The sequence below is a fragment of the Microbacterium sp. NPDC080005 genome, assembly GCF_040702445.1.
GTDB lineage: Bacteria > Actinomycetota > Actinomycetes > Actinomycetales > Microbacteriaceae > Microbacterium > Microbacterium oleivorans_D.
Genome location: NZ_JBFBLD010000003.1, coordinates 232,882 through 250,698, shown reverse-complemented (window position 1 = coordinate 250,698; position 17,817 = coordinate 232,882). Strand labels below are relative to the sequence as shown.

The 17,817-nt window shown below is 71.1% G+C and carries 18 protein-coding genes and 1 tRNA gene; 2 read left to right on the top strand and 17 right to left on the bottom strand.

Going from position 1 to position 17,817, the window contains the following annotated elements:
- Positions 1-38: 38 nt before the first annotated feature.
- The 3 genes from AB0259_RS14425 to AB0259_RS14415 all read right to left on the bottom strand — a co-directional run bounded on the left by AB0259_RS14425 (position 39) and on the right by AB0259_RS14415 (position 2,597).
- Positions 39-1,226 (bottom strand): glycosyltransferase, encoded by a 1,188-nt coding sequence (locus tag AB0259_RS14425; RefSeq protein ID WP_366223153.1) that lies wholly within the window; start codon positions 1,224-1,226, stop codon positions 39-41.
- Positions 1,227-1,305: 79 nt separating this feature from the next.
- Complete coding sequence (locus AB0259_RS14420) at positions 1,306-2,001, bottom strand: DUF2510 domain-containing protein (protein ID WP_366223152.1); 696 nt, start codon at positions 1,999-2,001, stop codon at positions 1,306-1,308.
- On the bottom strand, positions 1,998-2,597 hold the full coding sequence (locus AB0259_RS14415) for an isochorismatase family protein (protein WP_366223151.1): 600 nt from the start codon (positions 2,595-2,597) through the stop codon (positions 1,998-2,000). The genes AB0259_RS14420 and AB0259_RS14415 overlap by 4 nt, the downstream gene beginning before the upstream one ends.
- A gap of 71 nt (positions 2,598-2,668) precedes the next feature.
- On the opposite strand from AB0259_RS14415, the gene AB0259_RS14410 reads away from it, so the two are divergent.
- Positions 2,669-3,055, top strand: coding sequence for a DUF3054 domain-containing protein (locus tag AB0259_RS14410; protein ID WP_366223150.1), 387 nt, complete (start codon positions 2,669-2,671; stop codon positions 3,053-3,055).
- A 9-nt stretch (positions 3,056-3,064) separates the two neighbouring features.
- On the opposite strand, the gene AB0259_RS14405 is transcribed toward AB0259_RS14410, so the two are convergent.
- The 12 genes from AB0259_RS14405 to AB0259_RS14350 form a co-directional block, all read right to left on the bottom strand.
- A complete protein-coding gene (locus tag AB0259_RS14405) occupies positions 3,065-5,296 on the bottom strand; it encodes an MMPL family transporter (protein ID WP_366223149.1) in 2,232 nt (743 codons plus the stop codon).
- Between the two features lie 39 nt (positions 5,297-5,335).
- Positions 5,336-5,725, bottom strand: coding sequence for a hypothetical protein (locus AB0259_RS14400; protein WP_251582214.1), 390 nt, complete (start codon positions 5,723-5,725; stop codon positions 5,336-5,338).
- Between the two features lie 17 nt (positions 5,726-5,742).
- A tRNA-Thr gene (locus AB0259_RS14395) sits at positions 5,743-5,818 on the bottom strand.
- 68 nt (positions 5,819-5,886) lie between these two features.
- Positions 5,887-7,377, bottom strand: a complete 1,491-nt coding sequence (locus AB0259_RS14390) for an alpha/beta hydrolase (RefSeq protein WP_366223174.1) — start codon at positions 7,375-7,377, stop codon at positions 5,887-5,889.
- A gap of 53 nt (positions 7,378-7,430) precedes the next feature.
- Entirely contained in the window at positions 7,431-8,582 is a 1,152-nt protein-coding gene (locus AB0259_RS14385) for a DNA polymerase III subunit delta' (protein WP_366223148.1), read from the bottom strand.
- Positions 8,583-8,612: 30 nt separating this feature from the next.
- Positions 8,613-9,236, bottom strand: coding sequence for a dTMP kinase (gene tmk / locus AB0259_RS14380; RefSeq protein ID WP_366223147.1), 624 nt, complete (start codon positions 9,234-9,236; stop codon positions 8,613-8,615).
- Entirely contained in the window at positions 9,233-11,896 is a 2,664-nt protein-coding gene (gene topA / locus AB0259_RS14375; RefSeq protein ID WP_366223146.1) for a type I DNA topoisomerase, read from the bottom strand. Before topA ends, tmk begins: the two co-directional genes overlap by 4 nt.
- A gap of 77 nt (positions 11,897-11,973) precedes the next feature.
- Complete coding sequence (locus AB0259_RS14370) at positions 11,974-12,300, bottom strand: Rv3654c family TadE-like protein (protein ID WP_251582205.1); 327 nt, start codon at positions 12,298-12,300, stop codon at positions 11,974-11,976.
- Complete coding sequence (locus AB0259_RS14365) at positions 12,300-12,638, bottom strand: TadE family type IV pilus minor pilin (RefSeq protein ID WP_366223145.1); 339 nt, start codon at positions 12,636-12,638, stop codon at positions 12,300-12,302. Before AB0259_RS14365 ends, AB0259_RS14370 begins: the two co-directional genes overlap by 1 nt.
- Positions 12,635-12,838 (bottom strand): DUF4244 domain-containing protein, encoded by a 204-nt coding sequence (locus AB0259_RS14360; protein ID WP_251582201.1) that lies wholly within the window; start codon positions 12,836-12,838, stop codon positions 12,635-12,637. The genes AB0259_RS14365 and AB0259_RS14360 overlap by 4 nt, the downstream gene beginning before the upstream one ends.
- A gap of 43 nt (positions 12,839-12,881) precedes the next feature.
- Positions 12,882-13,769: a type II secretion system F family protein gene (locus AB0259_RS14355; protein ID WP_251582199.1), complete on the bottom strand. Its 888-nt coding sequence runs from the start codon at positions 13,767-13,769 to the stop codon at positions 12,882-12,884.
- Complete coding sequence (locus tag AB0259_RS14350) at positions 13,766-14,755, bottom strand: TadA family conjugal transfer-associated ATPase (RefSeq protein WP_251582189.1); 990 nt, start codon at positions 14,753-14,755, stop codon at positions 13,766-13,768. The genes AB0259_RS14355 and AB0259_RS14350 overlap by 4 nt, the downstream gene beginning before the upstream one ends.
- Positions 14,756-15,130: 375 nt before the next feature.
- Between AB0259_RS14350 and acs the strand changes: the two genes are divergently transcribed.
- On the top strand, positions 15,131-17,101 hold the full coding sequence (gene acs, locus AB0259_RS14345; protein ID WP_366223144.1) for an acetate--CoA ligase: 1,971 nt from the start codon (positions 15,131-15,133) through the stop codon (positions 17,099-17,101).
- A 17-nt stretch (positions 17,102-17,118) separates the two neighbouring features.
- Here the strand turns inward: acs and AB0259_RS14340 are convergent, their stop codons facing one another.
- Both AB0259_RS14340 and AB0259_RS14335 read right to left on the bottom strand, forming a co-directional pair.
- A complete protein-coding gene (locus AB0259_RS14340; protein ID WP_366223143.1) occupies positions 17,119-17,586 on the bottom strand; it encodes a RidA family protein in 468 nt (155 codons plus the stop codon).
- Entirely contained in the window at positions 17,586-17,804 is a 219-nt protein-coding gene (locus AB0259_RS14335; protein WP_064003053.1) for a DUF4177 domain-containing protein, read from the bottom strand. The genes AB0259_RS14340 and AB0259_RS14335 overlap by 1 nt, the downstream gene beginning before the upstream one ends.
- Between the last annotated feature and the right edge of the window lie 13 nt (positions 17,805-17,817).

Here is a 17,817-nt window from a genome sequence, read left to right as displayed (position 1 = left end):
CGGTTGACACCCCGCCGTCGATGTGTGACGGTGCGCGGTCAGGCAGCAGCCTCGCGGCGCGCCGCGAGCCCGTCGATGACACCACGGTACGCGTCGAGCATTCGGTCCGCCCCCAGCCGCGGGCGCGCTGCGAGGGCCGCGGCCCGGTAGGCCGGCCGGCGGGCGATGACCTTGGCCCACGCGGCGGCGATCGCGTGCGGATCGTGCGGTGTGACCAGTCCCATGCCGGCTACGACCTGCGCGGAATCGCCCACTGCGGTCGTGACCGGGGTCGCGCCACTGGCGGCGCCCTCGATGAGGCACAGGGGCGACGCCTCGCCGAACGCGCTCGTCAGCGCCACGACGTCGGCGCCGCGGTAGACACGCGGCATGTCGTCTCGGATCCCCAGCCGGTGGAGGCGTCCGGCGGGCGCACCGGCCTCCGCGATCTCGGCGGTGAGCGTCTCGTTGTCCGCCGTCATGCCGGCACCGCAGAGGACGTACTGCGTGCGGGTGTCGCGCTGCGCGTGCGCGGCGACGGCCCGGAGGAACAGACCCGGGTCCTTCATCGCATCGAATCGCGCGGCGAAGAGGACGACGGGCGCAGACGGCGCGATTCCCAGCTGGGCGCGCAGCGGCATCCGCTCGTGGGGCTTGGGGCGGTACCGTGCGAGGTCGATCCCGTTCGGGATCACGACGCGTGCGGTCGACGGCGGCAGGTACCGCGCATAGGCGTCACTCGTGGACTCCGCACACGCGATGGTCGTGGTGAGGCGACCGGACGCCGCCAGCTCCCCCATCCACCGTGCGGCGGCGCCCGAGTGGGTCGGATCCGAGCGATGCAGGCACGCGGCGATCGGGATGTCGGGGAGCAGGCCGCGCGCCTCGAGCGCGAGGAGCAGTCCGAGGGGCTGCTCTTTGAGCGTGAGGATGACGTCGGCGCGGGCGACCTCTCGCGCCGCGACGTCGAGCTCAGCGTCGGTGAAGTCGTCCGGCTCCGGGGGCAGCGCACCGGCTTCGCGTCCCAGGTCGGTGACGTCGATGCCCGCCTCGCGCAGCCACCGGTAGCGCGGGTCGTCGGCGATGTGCTGGACCGCACCCTCGCGGCGGGCCCGCGAGGCGAGCGACAGCACGGCGTGCTCGTGCGAGCCGCCCGCATGCAACTGGGTCACGACGTTCGTGTGGAGGACTCGGGCACCGCCCGAGAAGAGGCCTTCGTACAGGGAGAGGACGCGGGGACCGGTCATTCCCCCATGCTCGGGCGGGGCCGCGCCGGGGCGATGAACCGGAGGTGACCATCGCGTGAAGATCGCCCGCCCGGATCCGTCAGCGCGCGGTGGTGACCGTCTCCCACGCGGCGTCGGAGAAGCCCACGATCCAGGCGGTGAACACGACCAGCCCGAGGATCGTGGCGATGAGCCATCCCCAGAACGGCGCGATCCCACGCCCCGTCGCACGGTGGACGACGAACGTGCGCCCGACGACGTAGACCCCGAGAGTGACCACGAAGGCGAGGGTCGCCCACCCCCAACCGAACGGCGAGGCGATGCCGCGGCGACGGAGCGCACGATGATCCAGCCGGGCGAAGAGCACGGCGAGCGCGACGAGGATCAGGTCGACGATGAGCAGCAGACTCAACCCCGCCACGATCCAGCCCGCCGGCGTCAGGGCCGTCGACGCCTGCCCGAACAGGCGCGCCACCGCTTCCCCGTCGACGAGGAATCCGGTGTACAGGGGCAGAGCGGATGCCACGATCGCCGCCCAGATCCATGCGGTGCCCGGCCGGGGGGTCGCCGTCGGAGCGGGCGCCTGCGCAGGAGCGGGTGCTTCCGCCGGGGCCGCGGGAGCGGCAGGCGCCGCAGCCGGAGCGGCCGCACGGGACGGTGGTGGCGCGGCTTCATCCACCGCGACCGGTGTCCGCGGGGCGACCGTATCGCTCGCCCAGTCTGTGCCGTCCCACCAGCGCAGCTGGTCGGGCTCACCAGGATCGGGGTACCACCCCGCGGGCGCCTGCCGGCTCACCGGTCGCGTCCGTCGGCGGTGTCCGTCGACGAGGCGAGCTCGGCACCGGCGTGGGCGAGTTCGGCGAGCGCCGCCTCGCTCGGAGCGGGAGCGACCCCGGCGATGAGGTCGGTGAGGATCCGCACCCGGCGGCCGTGGGCGATCGCGTCCAGAGCGGATGCCCGGACGCAGTGGTCCGTGGCGATGCCGGTCACGTCGACGTCGACCACGCCGTGCGCCGTCAACAGGTCGGCGACCGTCTCGCCGGCATCCGTCACCCCTTCGAAGAGCGAGTAGGCGGGCTTGCCCTGCCCCTTCGTGACGTGATGGGTGACCGCGCTGGTGTCCAGGCCGGGGTCGTAGTCGGCGCCGGGTGTGCCGGCGACGCAGTGGACAGGCCAGGAGTCGACGTAGTCGGGCTCGGCGGAGAAGTGTCCGCCGTTGTCACCCTCGCCGTCGTGCCAGTCGCGGGACGCGACGACGAGGTCGTAGTCGGCGGCGTGGGCGGCGAGGTACGACGTGATCGCCACGGCGACCGCGTCGCCACCCTCGACAGCCAGCGCGCCGTGCTCGGTGAAGTCGTTCTGCACATCGACGATGAACAGCGCTCGGGTCATGTGTCGAGAGTACGACGGGACAGGGCCCGGTGGCATCTCCGCGTCGCGGTCGGCGCGGCTACGCTGGCGGCATGGCCACACCCGTCCGGCACCCGACCGCGGGCATCCTCGGGGCCTTCGGACTGGACGCCGCCCTCGTCGTCGTGTTCGCCGCGATCGGACGTGCGAGTCACTCCGAGGCGCCCTTCACGGGTCTCGCCACGACGGCGGGCCCGTTCCTCGCCGCGCTCGTCGCCGGATGGCTCCTCTGCCTCGGGTGGCAGGCGCCGCGCGCGATCCTCCTCACCGGGGTCCCGGTGTGGGCCGTGACGGTGGCGGGCGGGATGATCCTGCGCGCGCTGTCCGGTCAGGGCGTGCAGGTCGCCTTCGTGATCGTCGCGGCATCCGTGCTGCTGCTCATGCTGGTTGGATGGCGCGTCGTCGCGGCGCTGATCAGCCGACGCCGCGCGACCGACTGACCGCGCGCCTCACGCGTCGAGGGTCCGCCGGTACGCGGCCCGCGTCATCTCCTCGGGCGGCGCGGGCTGCGTCCCGTCCGGGTCCGTCCGAGACAGCTTCGAGGGCCACCAGATGCTCCGCCCGATGTCGTATGCGAGGGCCGGTACGAGCAGCGAGCGCACGATGAACGTGTCGAGCAGCACACCGAACGCGACGATGAACGCCAGCTGGACGAGGAAGAGGATCTGGATCACGCCCAGTGCCGCGAACGTCGCCGCGAGCACGAGACCCGCCGATGTGATGACCCCGCCGGTCGCCACGAGCCCGCGGAGGATGCCGCGGCGCGTCCCGTGCGCGAGCGACTCCTCCCGCACCCGCGACATGAGGAAGATGTTGTAGTCGATGCCGAGGGCGACCAGGAAGACGAAGCCGTAGAGCGGGACGGCGGGGTCGCCGCCCGGGAATCCGAAGACGTCGTTGAACACGAGCGCACTGACGCCCAGCGCCGCCGCGAACGACACGATGACGCTCAGGATCAGCAGCACCGGGGCGAGGATCGAGCGCAGCAGCAGCATGAGGATCAGCAGCACGACGGTCAGGATCACCGGGATGATCACCGTCCGGTCGCGGATCGACGTGTCGTTCGTGTCGAGGTCCACCGCGGTCGTCCCGCCGACGATCCCGTCGAACGGCGCCTCGGTGAGCGCAGTGCGCAGGTCACGCACCGTCTGCTCGGCCTCGAGCGAATCGGCTGCGTCCGACAGGGTCGCCACGAGCATCACGTCACCGCCGTCGACGGTCGGCTCCGGAGCGGGGGTCCCGGGAGGGCCCTGCGGCGCAAGCACGAGCTCGCCGTCCTCGACGCTGACGGCGGCCTGCCCCGAGGGGGTGTCCGCGGCGACGACGCCGACCGAGTCCACCCCGCCCTGTGCACCGACGAGCTCAGCGGCTGCGGGCGCGTCGCCCTCCGCGACGATCACGTAGAGCGGGCTGCCGGACCCCGCCGGGAAGTGCTCGGCGAGCACGACCCCGCCGTCACGCGCCTGCGACTGCCCGAGGACGAGCTCGCTGGCTGGCACACCGTCGGCCTTCAGCTGAGTGACCCCGACCGATGCCGCCAGGAGGACGACCGTCGAGAGGATCCATACGGTCCGCGCGCGCCGCGCGACGAAGCGCGCGAGCTTCGCCCACAGGCCTCGGGTCGGCTGCGTCAGGTCGGCGGGCAGATCGGTCATGCCGGCCTTCGGGATGAACGGCCAGAACGCCGCACGGCCGACGAGAGCGAGGAGGGCCGGAAGGAAGGTCAAGGCGGACAGCATCGCGAAGGCGATGCCGATCGAGGCGATGGGGCCGAGGGCACGGTTGCTCGCGAGGTCGCTGAGCAGGAGACACAGCAGACCGGCGATGACGGTGCCGCCGGAGGCCAGGATGGGTTCGACAGACCCCTTCCAGGCGGAGGTCGCGGCGTCCCACCTGCGCCGCCCCTCCCCGATCGCCTCACGGAAACGCGCGACATAGAGCAGTGCGTAGTCGGTGGCGGCACCGATGACGAGGATGAACAGGATCCCCTGAACCTGGCCATTGAGGACGACGATCTCGGCCTTCGCGAGCCACCACACGCTCAAGAGCGCGACGCAGAGGGCGAACACCGACGTCAGCAGCACGAGGATCGGCAGCAGCGGAGATCGGTACACGACGACGAGGATGACGAACACGGCGCCGAGCGCCACGAGCAGGAGCAGCCCGTCGATGCCGGTGAACCCGGTCGCCAGGTCGGCCGTGAAGCCGGCAGGTCCGGTCACCCAGGCCTCGAGGGAGGCGGGACCGTCCGCTGCGACGAGCGCGCGGACCTCGCCGACGACGTCCGTCACCTCCGCTGCGGCGTCGATCGAGACGACGACCTGCGCCGCCTCGCCGTCCTCGGACGGGATGGCCGGCGACACCTCGAGCACCCCCTCGAGCGCGCCCACCTCGTCAGCGACCGCCTGCACCTCGTCGAGATCCGCGGCGTCGATCTTGCCCGTCCCCTCGAAGACGACGAGAGCCGGGATCGCGTCACCGCCGAGGAAGTCGTCGAGTCGCTCCTGGACCTGCGTCGACTCGGCGCTCTGAGGCAGGAAACTCGACTGGTCGTTCGTCGAGACCTCCTCGACCTTGCCGAAGTAGGGTCCGCCGATGGATCCACCGGCCAGCCAGATGACGACGAGGACGAGCGGGAGCGCGATGCGCAGCCAGCGTGAAGGCGTCGATGAAGAGGACATATACCTAGCTTATCTAGATATACGCTTTTACAACAATCCTCATTGGCGGACGAAGAACACGACGACGGACGCGATCGTGGACACGATCCCGAGCACGCCGCCGCCGATCGCGAGACCGACCAGCATCCGCAAGGCGGGCGGACGCTTCGTGAACCGCATGCGGTCCCGCCAGCCGTGGCGATACCAGATCGGCGCCGTGCCGCCCGCGCCGAGGTGGTCGCGATCATGCTCGGCCAGGTCGGCGGCGTTCACCTCACCCGCATCGTCGATCCACCGGAGGGCCCGGCCGTCCTCGTCGAGGTACGCCTCGGCCGGGAGCCAACTGCCGTCGGAGGCCCACACGACGATCGCGGCGACCCCGAAGACGACCGCAGCCCCGAAGCCCACCCACGAGAAGATCTCGAGAATCGCATCCAGGGCCTGTGCCACCCGTGTGTCCTCTGTTCTGGAGCCACCTAAGGGAATCGAACCCTTGACCTATTCATTACGAGTGAATCGCTCTGCCGTCTGAGCTAAGGTGGCGCGCTTCGCTCGCGCGTTGCACGATCATCGATCCTACAGGGTCCGAGGGGATGGTGCGAACGCGGCCCTCATCCCGCCTCGCACCGGACGTCGCCCGTGGGCACGGCGCCGTCCTCGAAATACGCGACCACCGTGTCGTCGATGCAGGCGTTCCCCTTGTTGAAGCCCGTGTGTCCCTCCCCCACCCGCGTCAGCAGGATGCCGGAACTCAGCTGCTCCGCCAGCGCCGCCGACCACTCGTACGGGGTCGCGGGGTCATTCGTCGTCCCGATCACGAGGATGGGGGCCGCACCGTCGGCGTGGATCTCGTCCCGGGTGCCCGTGGGCGGGTAGGGCCATTCGTCGCAGAGGTCGACGTCCGAGCTCCAATAGGGCGCGAAGGTCGGGGCGTCCTGGGCGACCTCTGCCTCCGCCTCCGCCTCGACATCCGCGGAGTCGGCCGGATAGTCCATGCAGTTGTAGGCCGAGAACGCCTCGGTGGAGTTGTCGAGGTAGGCCCCGTCGTAGCGGTTGTAGTACCGATCGACGAGCTCGAACATCTCGTCGGGGTCGCCCTCGAGGACGCCGGTGAGAGCGGACGAGAGCGTCGACCACGATCCCTCGCTGTACAGCGCGGAGACGATGCCCATCACCAGGGCGTCAGCACCCAGCATCCGGCCGTCGGTCGCCGGGAGGGGCGACGCGTCCACCGCGGCCAGCGCGTCGTCGACCTGCCTCTGCGCGTCGTCGCGCGAACCGGTGAACGGGCAGTCGGATCCCTCGAGGCACGACGTCAGGAAGGCGCCCAGCGCCGACTGGAAGCCCGCCGCTTGGCGCGCCCCCACGATCGCGCCGGGGATGGACGGATCGAGCCCGCCGTCGAGGACGATCTGACCGACGTTCTCCGGGAAGAGTTCCGCGTACGACGCGCCGAGGAAGGACCCGTACGAGTAGCCGAGATATGCGAGCTTCTCGTCGCCCAGGACGCCGCGCATGAGGTCGAGGTCGCGCGCCGCGTTCTCGGTGGTGATGAAAGGCAGGATGCCGCCGCTGTTCTTCTCACAGGCGCGGGCGAACGCCGACGCCGACCGGCTCTGCTCGGCGGCCCGCTCGGGCGTGCCCCGCGGCGCCGCGGGGATGTCGAAGAGGTAGCGGTCCATCGCCGCGGCGTCGAGGCAGCGCACCGCCGTCGAGCGCCCCACCCCGCGCGGATCGAATCCGACGACGTCGTACGACTCGAGCAGGTCCTGGCCGACGGCGAAACCGGCGGACTGCATGACGAGGTCGACGCCGCTGGCGCCCGGGCCGCCGGGGTTCACGAAGAGCGACCCCTTCGACTCGCCGCCGGAGGCGACGCGCACGATGAGAGCGAGATCCAGATCGCCGCCGTCCGGATCGGTCCAGTCGCGAGGAGCCGTGACGGTGCCGCAGAAGTAGTCGCCGTCGTCGAAGCCGGTGCATTCCTGCCAGTCGACGTCCTGGCCGTAGTAGTCCTCGAAGCCTGCGGGCGCTCCCGAGACGACGGGCGTGCGATCGGGCGCGACAGGCGTCTTCGGGGCGCACCCGGCGAGCATCGCCATCGCGAGACCTGCGGCCACCACGATCGCGGCCGCGCGCCGGGAAACGGAGCGGATCACGCCGTGCGCCCCGTCGCCACCGTGATGAGCATGCTCTCCAGAGCGAGAGCGGGCGCCGCGTTTCCCTGGAGGTTGGTGCGCGTGAGGGCGATGGCGTCGAGAACGGTCAGGGTGTGCTGCGGCGTCCACGCCGCAGCGAGGGCGTCGATCTCGGCGGTGAGCTCACGGTTGATGAGATCGGTCTCGCGGCCGAACTGGCGCATGAGCGTATCGCGATAGAGCGACTCGAGGTCGGTCAGGACGCGGTCGATCCCGTCCCGGAGGCTGCGGGTCGCTCGCCGCTTCTGCTCGTCCTCGAGGGCGCTGACCTGGCTGCGCACGGCGGGCGGGACGGCTCCCCCGGGCGCGACGCCGAGCGTGCGCAGAAGGGCCTCGCGCTCGCTCTCGTCGCGCTCCGCCGTTAGCGCCTTGGCATCGTCGGTGGCGGACTGCACGATCGCGGCCGCCACCTCCACCGCATCGCCGACACCGCGCACACCGAGGACCGCGCGGAGCGTGCGGTCGCGGCGCTGACGGGATGCGGCATCCGTCGCCAATCGCTGCGCCATGCCGATGTGGCGCTGTGCGAGCCGCGCGGACTGCTCGGCCACGGCCTCATCGACACCCGTGCGCTGAACGATGAGACGCGCGACGTCGGCGACGTCCGGCTCGCGGAGCCGGAGGATGCGCACCCGCGAGCGGATGGTCGGGAGCAGATCGGCGTCGCTGGGGGCGCAGAGGATCCACACGGTCTGCTCCGGCGGCTCCTCGAGCGCCTTGAGGAGGACGTTGCTCGTGCGCTCGACCATGCGATCGGCGTCCTCCATCACCATCACCCGGTAGCGACCGAGCGACGGCGAGAAGTACGAGCGCTCCACGAGGGAGCGCGCCTCCTTGATCGAGATGATGACACCCTCCGTCCGAAGCGCGGCGAGGTCGGGATGCGTCCGCGCCATGACCTGGCGCATGGCGTTCTCGTCGCCCGGCTCGGCGATGAGCGCCGCAGCGAAGGCGTACGCGAGGGTCGACCGCCCCGACCCGGGAGGGCCGGTGATGAGCCATGCGTGCGCCAGCTGAGCCGGATCGGATGCCGCGGCGCGCAGCTGCGCAACGGCGTCGTCCTGCCCCCAGACCTCGCCCCAGGGGAGCGTGTCGGTGGTGGCGGTCATGCCGTTCAGCCTACGAGGTGCGGGCGACGGTCAGGACAGCCGCTGCGCCACGCGCGCACGGATCGCCTCGGCGATCACCTCGATGGGCTGGGTCGCGTCGACGACGAGGAAGCGCTGGGGCTCGGCATCCGCCAGCATGAGGAATGCGGTCCGCACCCTCTCATGGAACGCGCTCTTCTCGGCCTCGAGCCGGTCGAACGGCTTGTCGGCCGCATCGAGCCGCTCGCGGGCGGTCGCCGGATCGACGTCCAGCAGCACGGTGACGTCCGGGAGGGCATCCTCGGTCGCCCACAGCGAGAGGTCGCGGATCTGGTCGCCGTCGAGCACCCGCCCGGCACCCTGGTAGGCGACCGAGCTGTCGAGGTAGCGATCCTGGATGACGACGTCGCCGCGGGCGATCGCAGGGCGGACGAGCGTGGCGACGTGATGCGCACGGTCGGCCGCGTACAGCAGCGCTTCGGCGCGCGGGGCGATGTCGCCGCGGTGATGGAGGACGATGTCCCGGATCAGGACGCCCACCTCCGTGCCGCCGGGCTCGCGCGTGCGCACGACCCGACGGCCCTGCTCCTGGAGCCACTGCTCCAGGAGCGCCGCCTGCGTCGTCTTGCCCGAGCCGTCACCGCCTTCGAGGGTGATCCAGAGCCCGGAGGTCACTTCTTCTTCGCCGCCGGCTTGCGCGCCGCGGGCTTGCGTGTGGTGCGCTTGGGCGCCGGCCCCTTGGCCCGCTTGTCCGCGAGCATCTGCACGGCGACCTCGAAGGTGATGTCGTCGGGCGTCTGCCCCCGCGGGATCGTCACATTCGTCGTGCCGTCGGTGACGTACGCGCCGAAGCGGCCGTCCTTGATCCGGATCGGCTTGCCGCTGACCGGATCGGCCTCGAACTCCTTGAGCGAGGTCGCGGCGCGGTTCGCGTACTTCGGCTGCGAGTAGATCTCGAGCGCCTGCTCGAGGGTGATGTCGAAGATCATGTCCTCGCTCGCGATGCTGCGCGAATCGGTGCCCTTCTTGATGTAGGGACCGTAGGGGCCGTTCTGCGCCGTGATGACGGCGCCGGACTCGGGGTCGACACCGACTTCGCGCGGCAGCGACAGGAGCTTCAGCGCGGTCTCGAGGTCGATCGTCTCGGGCGACATGCTCTTGAACAGCGACGCGCGCTTGGGCTTGGGTGCCGGGGCCTTCTTCGCGCCGCGCTTGGGCTTGACCTCCTCGGCCGGTGCGTCCTCTTCGGGCAGCACTTCTTCGAGGTAAGGACCGAAGCGACCGTCCTTGATCACGACGTCGCGGCCGTTCTGGGGGTTCTGGCCGAGCACGCGGTCGCCGCCGACCGGAGCGTCGATCAGCTCGCGCGCCTTCTCCGGCGTGAGCTCGTCGGGCGCGAGGTCGTCGGGCACGTTGATGCGGCGCGGCGTCTCGGGGTCGTCGCCGGCGACCTCGAGGTAGGGACCGTACCGGCCGAAGCGGAGCACCGCGACGTCGCCGATCCGGGTCGAGTTGATCTCGCGGGCGTCGATGTCGCCGAGGTTGTCGACGATGTTGCGCAGGCCCACGTGGTCCTGAGACCCGAAGTAGAACTCGCGCAGCCAGGCGGCCCGGTTCTGCTCGCCGCGCGCGATGGCGTCGAGATCGTCCTCGAGGGCGGCGGTGAAGTCGTAGTCGACGAGGTCGGCGAAGTGCTCTTCGAGCAGACGCACGATGCTGAAGGCGAGCCAGCTCGGGACGAGCGCCTGGCCCCGCTTGGACACGTAGCCGCGGTCGAGGATGACGTCGATGATGCTGGCGAAGGTCGACGGACGGCCGATGCCGCGCTCCTCGAGCGCTTTGACGAGCGACGCCTCGGTGTAGCGGGGCTTGGGGCTCGTGGCGTGCCCCTTCGGCTCCACGTCGGTGAGCCGGAGGGCGTCACCGACCGCGAGCGCGGGCAGCGACTGGTCGTCGGTGCGGTCGTTGTCGTGGCGCTTCTCGTCGCGCCCCTCCTCGTACGCGTCGAGGAAGCCCTTGAAGGTGTAGACGGTGCCGGACGCGGTGAAGGTCGCGGTGCGACCGGCGGCATCCGCGTCGATCGTGACGGTCGTGGTCTCGTACTTGGCGTCGGCCATCTGGCTCGCGACGGTGCGCATCCAGATCAGCTCGTAGAGGCGCAGCTCATCGCGATCGAGGCCGGAGGTGACCTCCTTGGGCGTGCGGAAGTGCTCGCCCGAGGGACGGATCGCCTCGTGCGCCTCCTGCGCGTTCTTCGCGTTGTTGCGGTAGCTGCGGGGGTTGGCGGGGACGGCCTTGTCGCCGTACAGCGCGACCGCCTGTGTGCGCGCCGCCGTGACCGCCTGCGCCGACAGCGCGGTCGAGTCGGTGCGCATGTAGGTGATGTAGCCCTTCTCGTAGAGCCGCTGCGCGACGCCCATGGCGTGCTTGGCGCTCATCGAGAGCTTGCGACCGGCCTCCTGCTGGAGGGTCGACGTCGTGAACGGGGGCTTGGGGCTGCGTGTGCCGGGCTTGGCCTCGACACTGACGACGGATGCCGCGCCCGACGCCTCGAGCGCATCCGCCAGGTCGCGTGCCTGCTCCTCGCTGAGGACGACGACGGCCTTCTTCAGCGCGCCGGTGTCGTCGAAGTCGGTACCGCGAGCCAGTGGCGCCCCGTCGAGCCGAGCGAGGCGGATCGCGAAGGCATCGGCACCCTTGACCGCGGTGGAGTCGACGTCCCAGTAGGACGCGGAGACGAACGCCATGCGCTCGCGCTCACGCTCTACGACCATGCGGGTCGCTGCGGACTGCACACGCCCCGCGCTCGTGCCCTGACCGACCTTGCGCCGGGTGACGTCCGAGACGTCCCAGCCGTAGAGACGGTCGAGGATGCGCCGGGTCTCCTGCGCGTCGACGAGGGCGTGGTCGAGTTCACGGGTGTTCTTCACCGCAGCCTGGATGGCGTCCTTCGTGATCTCGTGGAAGACCATCCGCTTGACGGGGACCTTGGGCTTGAGGGTCTCGAGCAGGTGCCACGCGATGGCTTCGCCCTCGCGGTCCTCATCGGTGGCGAGCAGGAGCTCGTCGGCGTTCTTCAGGGCTCGCTTGAGCTCGGTGACCGTCTTCTTACCGCGCTCGCTCTCCACATAGAGAGGTGTGAAGTCGTTCTCGATGTCGATGGAGTACTTGCCGACGGAGGTCTTCTTCAGATCCGCCGGGATGTCCTTCTTGTCGGCGAGGTCGCGGATGTGCCCGACCGAACTCATGACCTCGTATCCGTCACCCAGGTATCCCTGGATCGAGCGCATCTTCGTCGGCGACTCGACGATGACGAGCTTCTTGCCCTGTGCCACGTGGCGTCCTTTCTTCGTTGCACACCATACACACCGCCTTGTCAAGAGGGCGCTGAGAACGATCGAGCGGCGGCACGTCACTCGTCGTCCGGCGGGGGCCCCGCGCGGGCGCGCGCCCGCGCGTCCAGAGGGCCGACGGCGATCGAGACCTCGACGGTGACGATGAGCCCGTCGATGCGACACGCGGAGACCGTCGCCCCCGCGCGGGAGGCGACATCCGTCGCCCGGGCGCACGGCTCGCCGGGGACCAGTCCCGAGGCCGTGTCGGCGGCCGCGAGAGCCGCCGCGTCCGCGGCCCCGGCCGCGCGCGCAGCGGCCGTCGCAGCGCCGCCGGCCGCGAGGAACCCGACCGCGAGTGTCGCCGTGACGGCCACGACTCCGATGGTCGTCGCGGAACCCGCCATCAGTCGGCCTCCGGGGCAGGCAGCGCGCAGGAGGTCGCGCGCAGGTCGGGCAGCGGCAGCGGAACGCCTGCAGGCGCGGTCAGGTCGACGCACACGAGGTCCCCGTCGCGGCGGCTGCGCACCTGAGATCCGGAGGCCAACCCACGCGCTGCCGCGACGACGCGCTCGGCGGGCTCTTCGCGGGCCGCCAGGCGTGCCGCCTGCGCGGCCGCATGTTCGAGTCGCACCTGCCGGCCGCCGACCGAGAGAGCGGAGACAGCCACAACGATGACGAGGACGACGGCGGGGACCGTCACGGCGAACTCCGCCGCGACGGATCCCCGCTCGTCCCGCCTCATGAGACGGTCAGCGCGCGCCGCACGAGGTCGGTGAGGATGCCGCGCACCTCGTCCGAGCGCATGATGATGACGAGCAGGCCGGCGAAGGCGACCGCCGCCATCGTGGCGATGGCGTACTCGGCGGTCGCCGCACCGGTCTCGTCGGCGAACAGTTCCGCCGCGCGGCGGCGGGTCAGGGTGGGCAGGTCGTGGGGTGTCATGGTCTCCTCCGATGGGTGTGGTGGTGTGGGCACGTCTGGACGCTCACAGGGTGAGCGGGGTCGTCGTCAGCACGGACAGCAGCATCGGTCCGACACCGAGCAGCAGGAACGCCGGGAGGGTGCAGACCCCCAGCGGCAGCAGCAGCCGTCCCGAGAGCGTGGCGGCACGCAGTCGCCCATCCGTCCGCGCCGCCTGACGGCGGGCCGCGGCATCCGCTCGCAGCAGCTCGACGGCGGGGGCACCGGCGGAGCGGGACAGCGCGAGCACCGTCTCGGTCTCGGCGGAGGGAGCGATGCCCGACGTCGCCGTGACGACTTCGGTCGCCCGCGGGATCGACACTCCGCCCGACAGCGCGATGGCGATGACCTCGGCGTCGAGTCCCGGGATGTCGTCGCCCGGCTGCGCCCGGGCCACCAGCGCGCGGGTCCACCGGTGCGTGAGGAGCATCAACGCTCCGCCCGCCACGAGGCACACCGCGCCGGCAGGCGTGGCGAGGGCCGTGAACGGGTCGAAACCGAGCGCCGCCCCGAGCCCCAGTGCCACGAGAGGCAGCCACGCGATCAGGCGAGCCGTCGTCTGGGGCTCGGCGAGTGCGGTGCGCACGTCGTCCCGCGCCTGATGGGCGTCGCGCAGCGCCTCAGCCAATCCGCGCAGACTCACCGCCAACGGTGCGCCGACGATGGTCGCCACCTGCCACGCGACCGCGATCTGCCGCCACGCCTCCCCCCGGTCGGTGAGAGCGGACGCCGGGGTCTCCCCCGCATCGAGCCGCGCGCACACCGCCGCGGCGGTCGGATCGCCGGTCACCGCGAGGTGTCGCCACGCCGCCGTCGGCGCGATACCCGCCTGCAGCAGGACGGCGAGGCGTTGGACGACCGCCGCGACCGATGCGGCATCGGGCGCGGCATCCGCCCCTCTCCCGCGTCTCACGGCAGCTCCTCCATGCCCAGCCGGTCGCCGCGGGCGACGGGACGAGCGATCCCGCTCACGCGGCGCACACCGTCGGATCCGCGTTCGATGTGCACGACGGCGCCGATCGCGCTGGCGGTCTGCCGGGCGAGCGCGCGATCGTCCATGCCGGCGAGCGCGCCGAGGGCCTCGAGACGCGCGGGGACGTCGCCGACCCCGCTGGCGTGGACGGTTCCCGCACCTCCGTCGTGACCTGTGTTGAGCGCGGTCAGCAGCTCGCGTATCTCTTCGCCGCGACACTCCCCCACGACGAGGCGATCGGGCCGCATCCGCAGGGCCTCCCGCAGCAGACGACCGAGCGGGATCGCTCCGACACCCTCGAGATTCGCCTGCCGCGCCTCCAGGCGCACGTGATGCGGGTGGGCGATGCGGAGCTCCGCCACGTCCTCGATCGTGATGATCCGCTCCGACACCGGCACCCGGCCGAGCAGGGCAGCGAGCAGGGTCGTCTTCCCGGCGCCGGTGGCTCCGGTCACGAGGATGTTCGTGCGTTCGTCGACGAGCCTCTCGAGTCGGGAACCCGTCGCCGCGTCGAAGGTGCCGCGTCGACCGAGCTCATCGAGGTCCGCCATCCCGGTGCCCGGCAGGCGGATCGAGATGGTGGCCCCCGTGCACGCGATCGGCGGGAGGACGGCGTGCACGCGCACCCCGTGCTCCCACCGCACGTCCGCGCACGGCGTCGCATCATCGAGGTGGCGCCCGCCCAGCGCGATGAGCCCGACGGCGAGCTCGCGGACCGCCGCGTCGTCGAGGCTCCACGTCGGCACACGCTCCGTCCCTGCGCCACGGTCGACGTAGAGTCCCTGCGTGCCGTTGACGAACACGTCCGTCACGTCGGGGTCCGCGAGCCATCGGCGCAGCGGCGCGACGACGGGATGCCTCGGCACCGGCCGCGGCTCAGCGGGGGCCGAGCTGTCACGCGGAACGACGATGAACGGATGCGGCATGCCCGAGACGCTAAGCCGGGGGCGGTCCGCGTCGTCACCGCCGGCCGGCACCGGTGGAGGGCGAGCCGGCGAGCGGACGTGTGCAGGAGCCGAGGCCCTGCGGCGTGGGCCGTCGGAGAAAGAAAAAGGGCGGCATCCTCTGGGGGAAAGGATGCCGCCCACGCGACCGCGCTTCAGGGGGGATCAGCGGGGCCGCGAAGCCGAATCGATGTTCGGGCGATAAGTATCTTACGCACACCGGAGGGGTGCACGTTCACAGAGACCCGATGGACGCCCCGCACCCCCACTATCGGCGGTAGTCCTGCATGATCGGCGATCCTAGAGTGACCGCATCGCAGGACGAGGCCACGACGGCCCGACGCAAAGGAGCGCCGCATGAGCAGCCAGATCGATCACCTCCTCACCGAGACCCGCCGCTTCGGGCCGTCCGCCGAGTTCGCGGCCCGGGCCAACGCCCACGCCGACCTCTACGAGGCGGCCGCCGCGGACCGTGAGGCGTTCTGGGCCGAGCAGGCGCGAGCGCTCCACTGGCACACCCCGTTCACCAAGAACCTCGACTGGTCGAAGCCCCCGTTCGCGACCTGGTTCGAGGACGGTGAGCTGAACGTCGCCTACAACTGCCTCGACCGCCACGTCGAGGCGGGCCTGGGCGACCGGGTCGCGCTCCTGTGGGAGGGCGAGCCCGGAGACGAGCGCCGCGTGACGTACGCCGAGCTCACCGACGAGGTGAAGCGCCTGGCGAACGTCCTCACCGACCTCGGCGTCGAAGCCGGGGACCGCGTCGCCATCTACCTCCCCATGATCCCCGAGGCGGTCGCCTCGATGCTCGCCGTCGCCCGCATCGGGGCCATCCACTCGGTGGTCTTCGGCGGGTTCTCCGCCGACAGTCTGCGCTCGCGCATCGACGACGCCGGTGCGAAGCTCGTCATCACCAGCGACGGCGGCTACCGCAAGGGCAAGGTGTCACCGCTGAAGCCCGCCGTCGACCAGGCGCTCGCGGACCGCGGGCACGGACCGCAGGAGACCGTCGAGCACGTCCTCGTCGTCAAGCGCACCGACAACGAGGTGAGCTGGCAGGACGGGCGCGACCTGTGGTGGCACGACCTCGTGCCGGCGGCATCCGCTGATCACGTCGCCCAGCCGTTCCCGGCGGAGAACCCCCTCTTCATCCTCTACACGTCCGGGACGACCGGGAAGCCGAAGGGCATCCTGCACACGAGCGGTGGATACCTCACGCAGGCCGCGTTCACGAACAAGGTCGTGCACGACATCCACCCCGAGACCGACGTCTATTGGTGCACAGCCGACATCGGCTGGATCACGGGGCACACCTACGTCACCTACGGACCGCTCGCCAACGGCGCGACACAGGTGATCTACGAGGGCACGCCCGACACCCCTCACCCGGGTCGCTGGTGGGAGATCGTGGCGAAGTACGGCGTCACGATCCTCTACACGGCCCCGACGGCCATCCGCTCGTTCATGAAGCTCGGCCGCAGCATCCCGGAGCAGCACGACCTGTCGTCGCTCCGTCTGCTCGGCAGCGTCGGCGAACCGATCAACCCCGAGGCGTGGATGTGGTACCGGCACGTCATCGGAGGCGACACCGCCCCGATCGTCGACACGTGGTGGCAGACCGAGACCGGCGCGATCATGGTGTCGGCGCTCCCCGGCGTCACCGAGACGAAGCCGGGCAGCGCCCAGGTGCCGCTCCCGGGGATCAGCCTCGACGTCGTCGACGAGAAGGGTCAGGTCGTCGGCAACGGCAACGGGGGCCTCCTCGTGCTGACCGAGCCGTGGCCGAGCATGCTGCGCGGCATCTGGGGCGACCCGGAACGGTTCAAGGAGACCTACTGGGACAAGTTCGCCGACCTGGGCTATTACTTCGCAGGCGACGGCGCCCGTCTCGACGAGGACGGCGACGTCTGGTTCCTCGGGCGCGTGGACGACGTCATGAACGTCTCGGGGCACCGGCTGTCGACGACCGAGATCGAATCCGCCCTCGTCGGGAACGAAGCCGTCGCCGAGGCCGCGGTCGTGGGCGCGTCGGACGAGACGACCGGTCAGGCGGTGGTGGCGTTCTGCGTCATCAAGCAGTCGTACATGAAGGCGAACTCGCTCGACGGCCTCGTCGACAAGCTGCGCGCGTGGGTCGGCGATCAGATCGGCCCCATCGCGAGGCCGCGCGACGTCTACATCGTCACGGAACTGCCCAAGACCCGCAGCGGCAAGATCATGCGCCGCCTGCTGCGCGACGTGGCGGAGGGGCGCGAGGTGGGTGACACCACGACCCTCGCCGACACGATGGTCATGTCGACGATCAAGGGCCAGGTCACCCAGAAGTAGCGAGGCCGGCCGGCCGCTCACGCGTGCGAGAAGACGACCTCGACCTCTACCGGACTGTTCAACGGCAGGACGGGGACGCCGACGGCGGAGCGCGCGTGGCGGCCGGCATCGCCGAAGATCTCTCCGAGCACACCGCTCGCGCCGTTGATCACGGCGGGCTGCCCGGTGAACTCGGGGACGGATGCCACGAATCCGGTCACCTTCAGGACGCCGGTGAGCCGGTCGACACCGCCCACCGCGGCGGCCGCCGCCGCGACGGCGTTCAGCGCGCACTGACGTGCGAGTGCGGCGGCGTCGTCCGCGGAGACCAGACCGTCGCCCTCGCCGACCTTGCCGGTGGTCGAGAGCGCGCCCTCGATCATCGGGAGCTGGCCCGACGTGTAGACGAGGTCGCCGTGCACCTTCGCGGGGATGTAGGCCGCGAGGGGCGGGACGACCGCACCCAGTTCGATCCCGAGTTCGGCGAGCCGCGCCGAGACCGACATCAGCCCTGCCCGAACTGACGGGCGGCCTGGGCCGCGGCATCCAGTCCCGCGTTGGCGGAACCGTCGCCGCCCGAGGGGCGCTTGAAGTAGCCGACGAGGCCACCCTCGGGACCTGTCACCACCTGGACGAGCTCCCACCCCTGCTTGCCCCAGTTGTTGAGGATGGCAGCGGTGTTGTGGATGAGCAGGGGCGTGGTCATGTACTCCCACGTGGTCATGCGGTGCTCCCGG

What these genes read in the sequence shown, in the direction of transcription:
- AB0259_RS14425 (WP_366223153.1), bottom strand. Translation starts at nt 1,226, where the DNA reads ATGACCGGTCCCCGCGTCCTCTCCCTGTACGAAGGCCTCTTCTCGGGC.
- AB0259_RS14385 (WP_366223148.1), bottom strand. Translation starts at nt 8,582, where the DNA reads ATGACCGCCACCACCGACACGCTCCCCTGGGGCGAGGTCTGGGGGCAG.
- AB0259_RS14350 (WP_251582189.1), bottom strand. Translation starts at nt 14,755, where the DNA reads ATGCCGCATCCGTTCATCGTCGTTCCGCGTGACAGCTCGGCCCCCGCT.
- acs (WP_366223144.1), top strand. Translation starts at nt 15,131, where the DNA reads ATGAGCAGCCAGATCGATCACCTCCTCACCGAGACCCGCCGCTTCGGG.
- AB0259_RS14410 (WP_366223150.1), top strand. Translation starts at nt 2,669, where the DNA reads ATGGCCACACCCGTCCGGCACCCGACCGCGGGCATCCTCGGGGCCTTC.
- AB0259_RS14405 (WP_366223149.1), bottom strand. Translation starts at nt 5,296, where the DNA reads ATGTCCTCTTCATCGACGCCTTCACGCTGGCTGCGCATCGCGCTCCCG.
- AB0259_RS14360 (WP_251582201.1), bottom strand. Translation starts at nt 12,838, where the DNA reads ATGACACCCCACGACCTGCCCACCCTGACCCGCCGCCGCGCGGCGGAA.
- AB0259_RS14365 (WP_366223145.1), bottom strand. Translation starts at nt 12,638, where the DNA reads ATGAGGCGGGACGAGCGGGGATCCGTCGCGGCGGAGTTCGCCGTGACG.
- AB0259_RS14390 (WP_366223174.1), bottom strand. Translation starts at nt 7,377, where the DNA reads ATGGCGATGCTCGCCGGGTGCGCCCCGAAGACGCCTGTCGCGCCCGAT.
- AB0259_RS14340 (WP_366223143.1), bottom strand. Translation starts at nt 17,586, where the DNA reads ATGTCGGTCTCGGCGCGGCTCGCCGAACTCGGGATCGAACTGGGTGCG.
- AB0259_RS14415 (WP_366223151.1), bottom strand. Translation starts at nt 2,597, where the DNA reads ATGACCCGAGCGCTGTTCATCGTCGATGTGCAGAACGACTTCACCGAG.
- AB0259_RS14335 (WP_064003053.1), bottom strand. Translation starts at nt 17,804, where the DNA reads ATGACCACGTGGGAGTACATGACCACGCCCCTGCTCATCCACAACACC.
- AB0259_RS14370 (WP_251582205.1), bottom strand. Translation starts at nt 12,300, where the DNA reads ATGGCGGGTTCCGCGACGACCATCGGAGTCGTGGCCGTCACGGCGACA.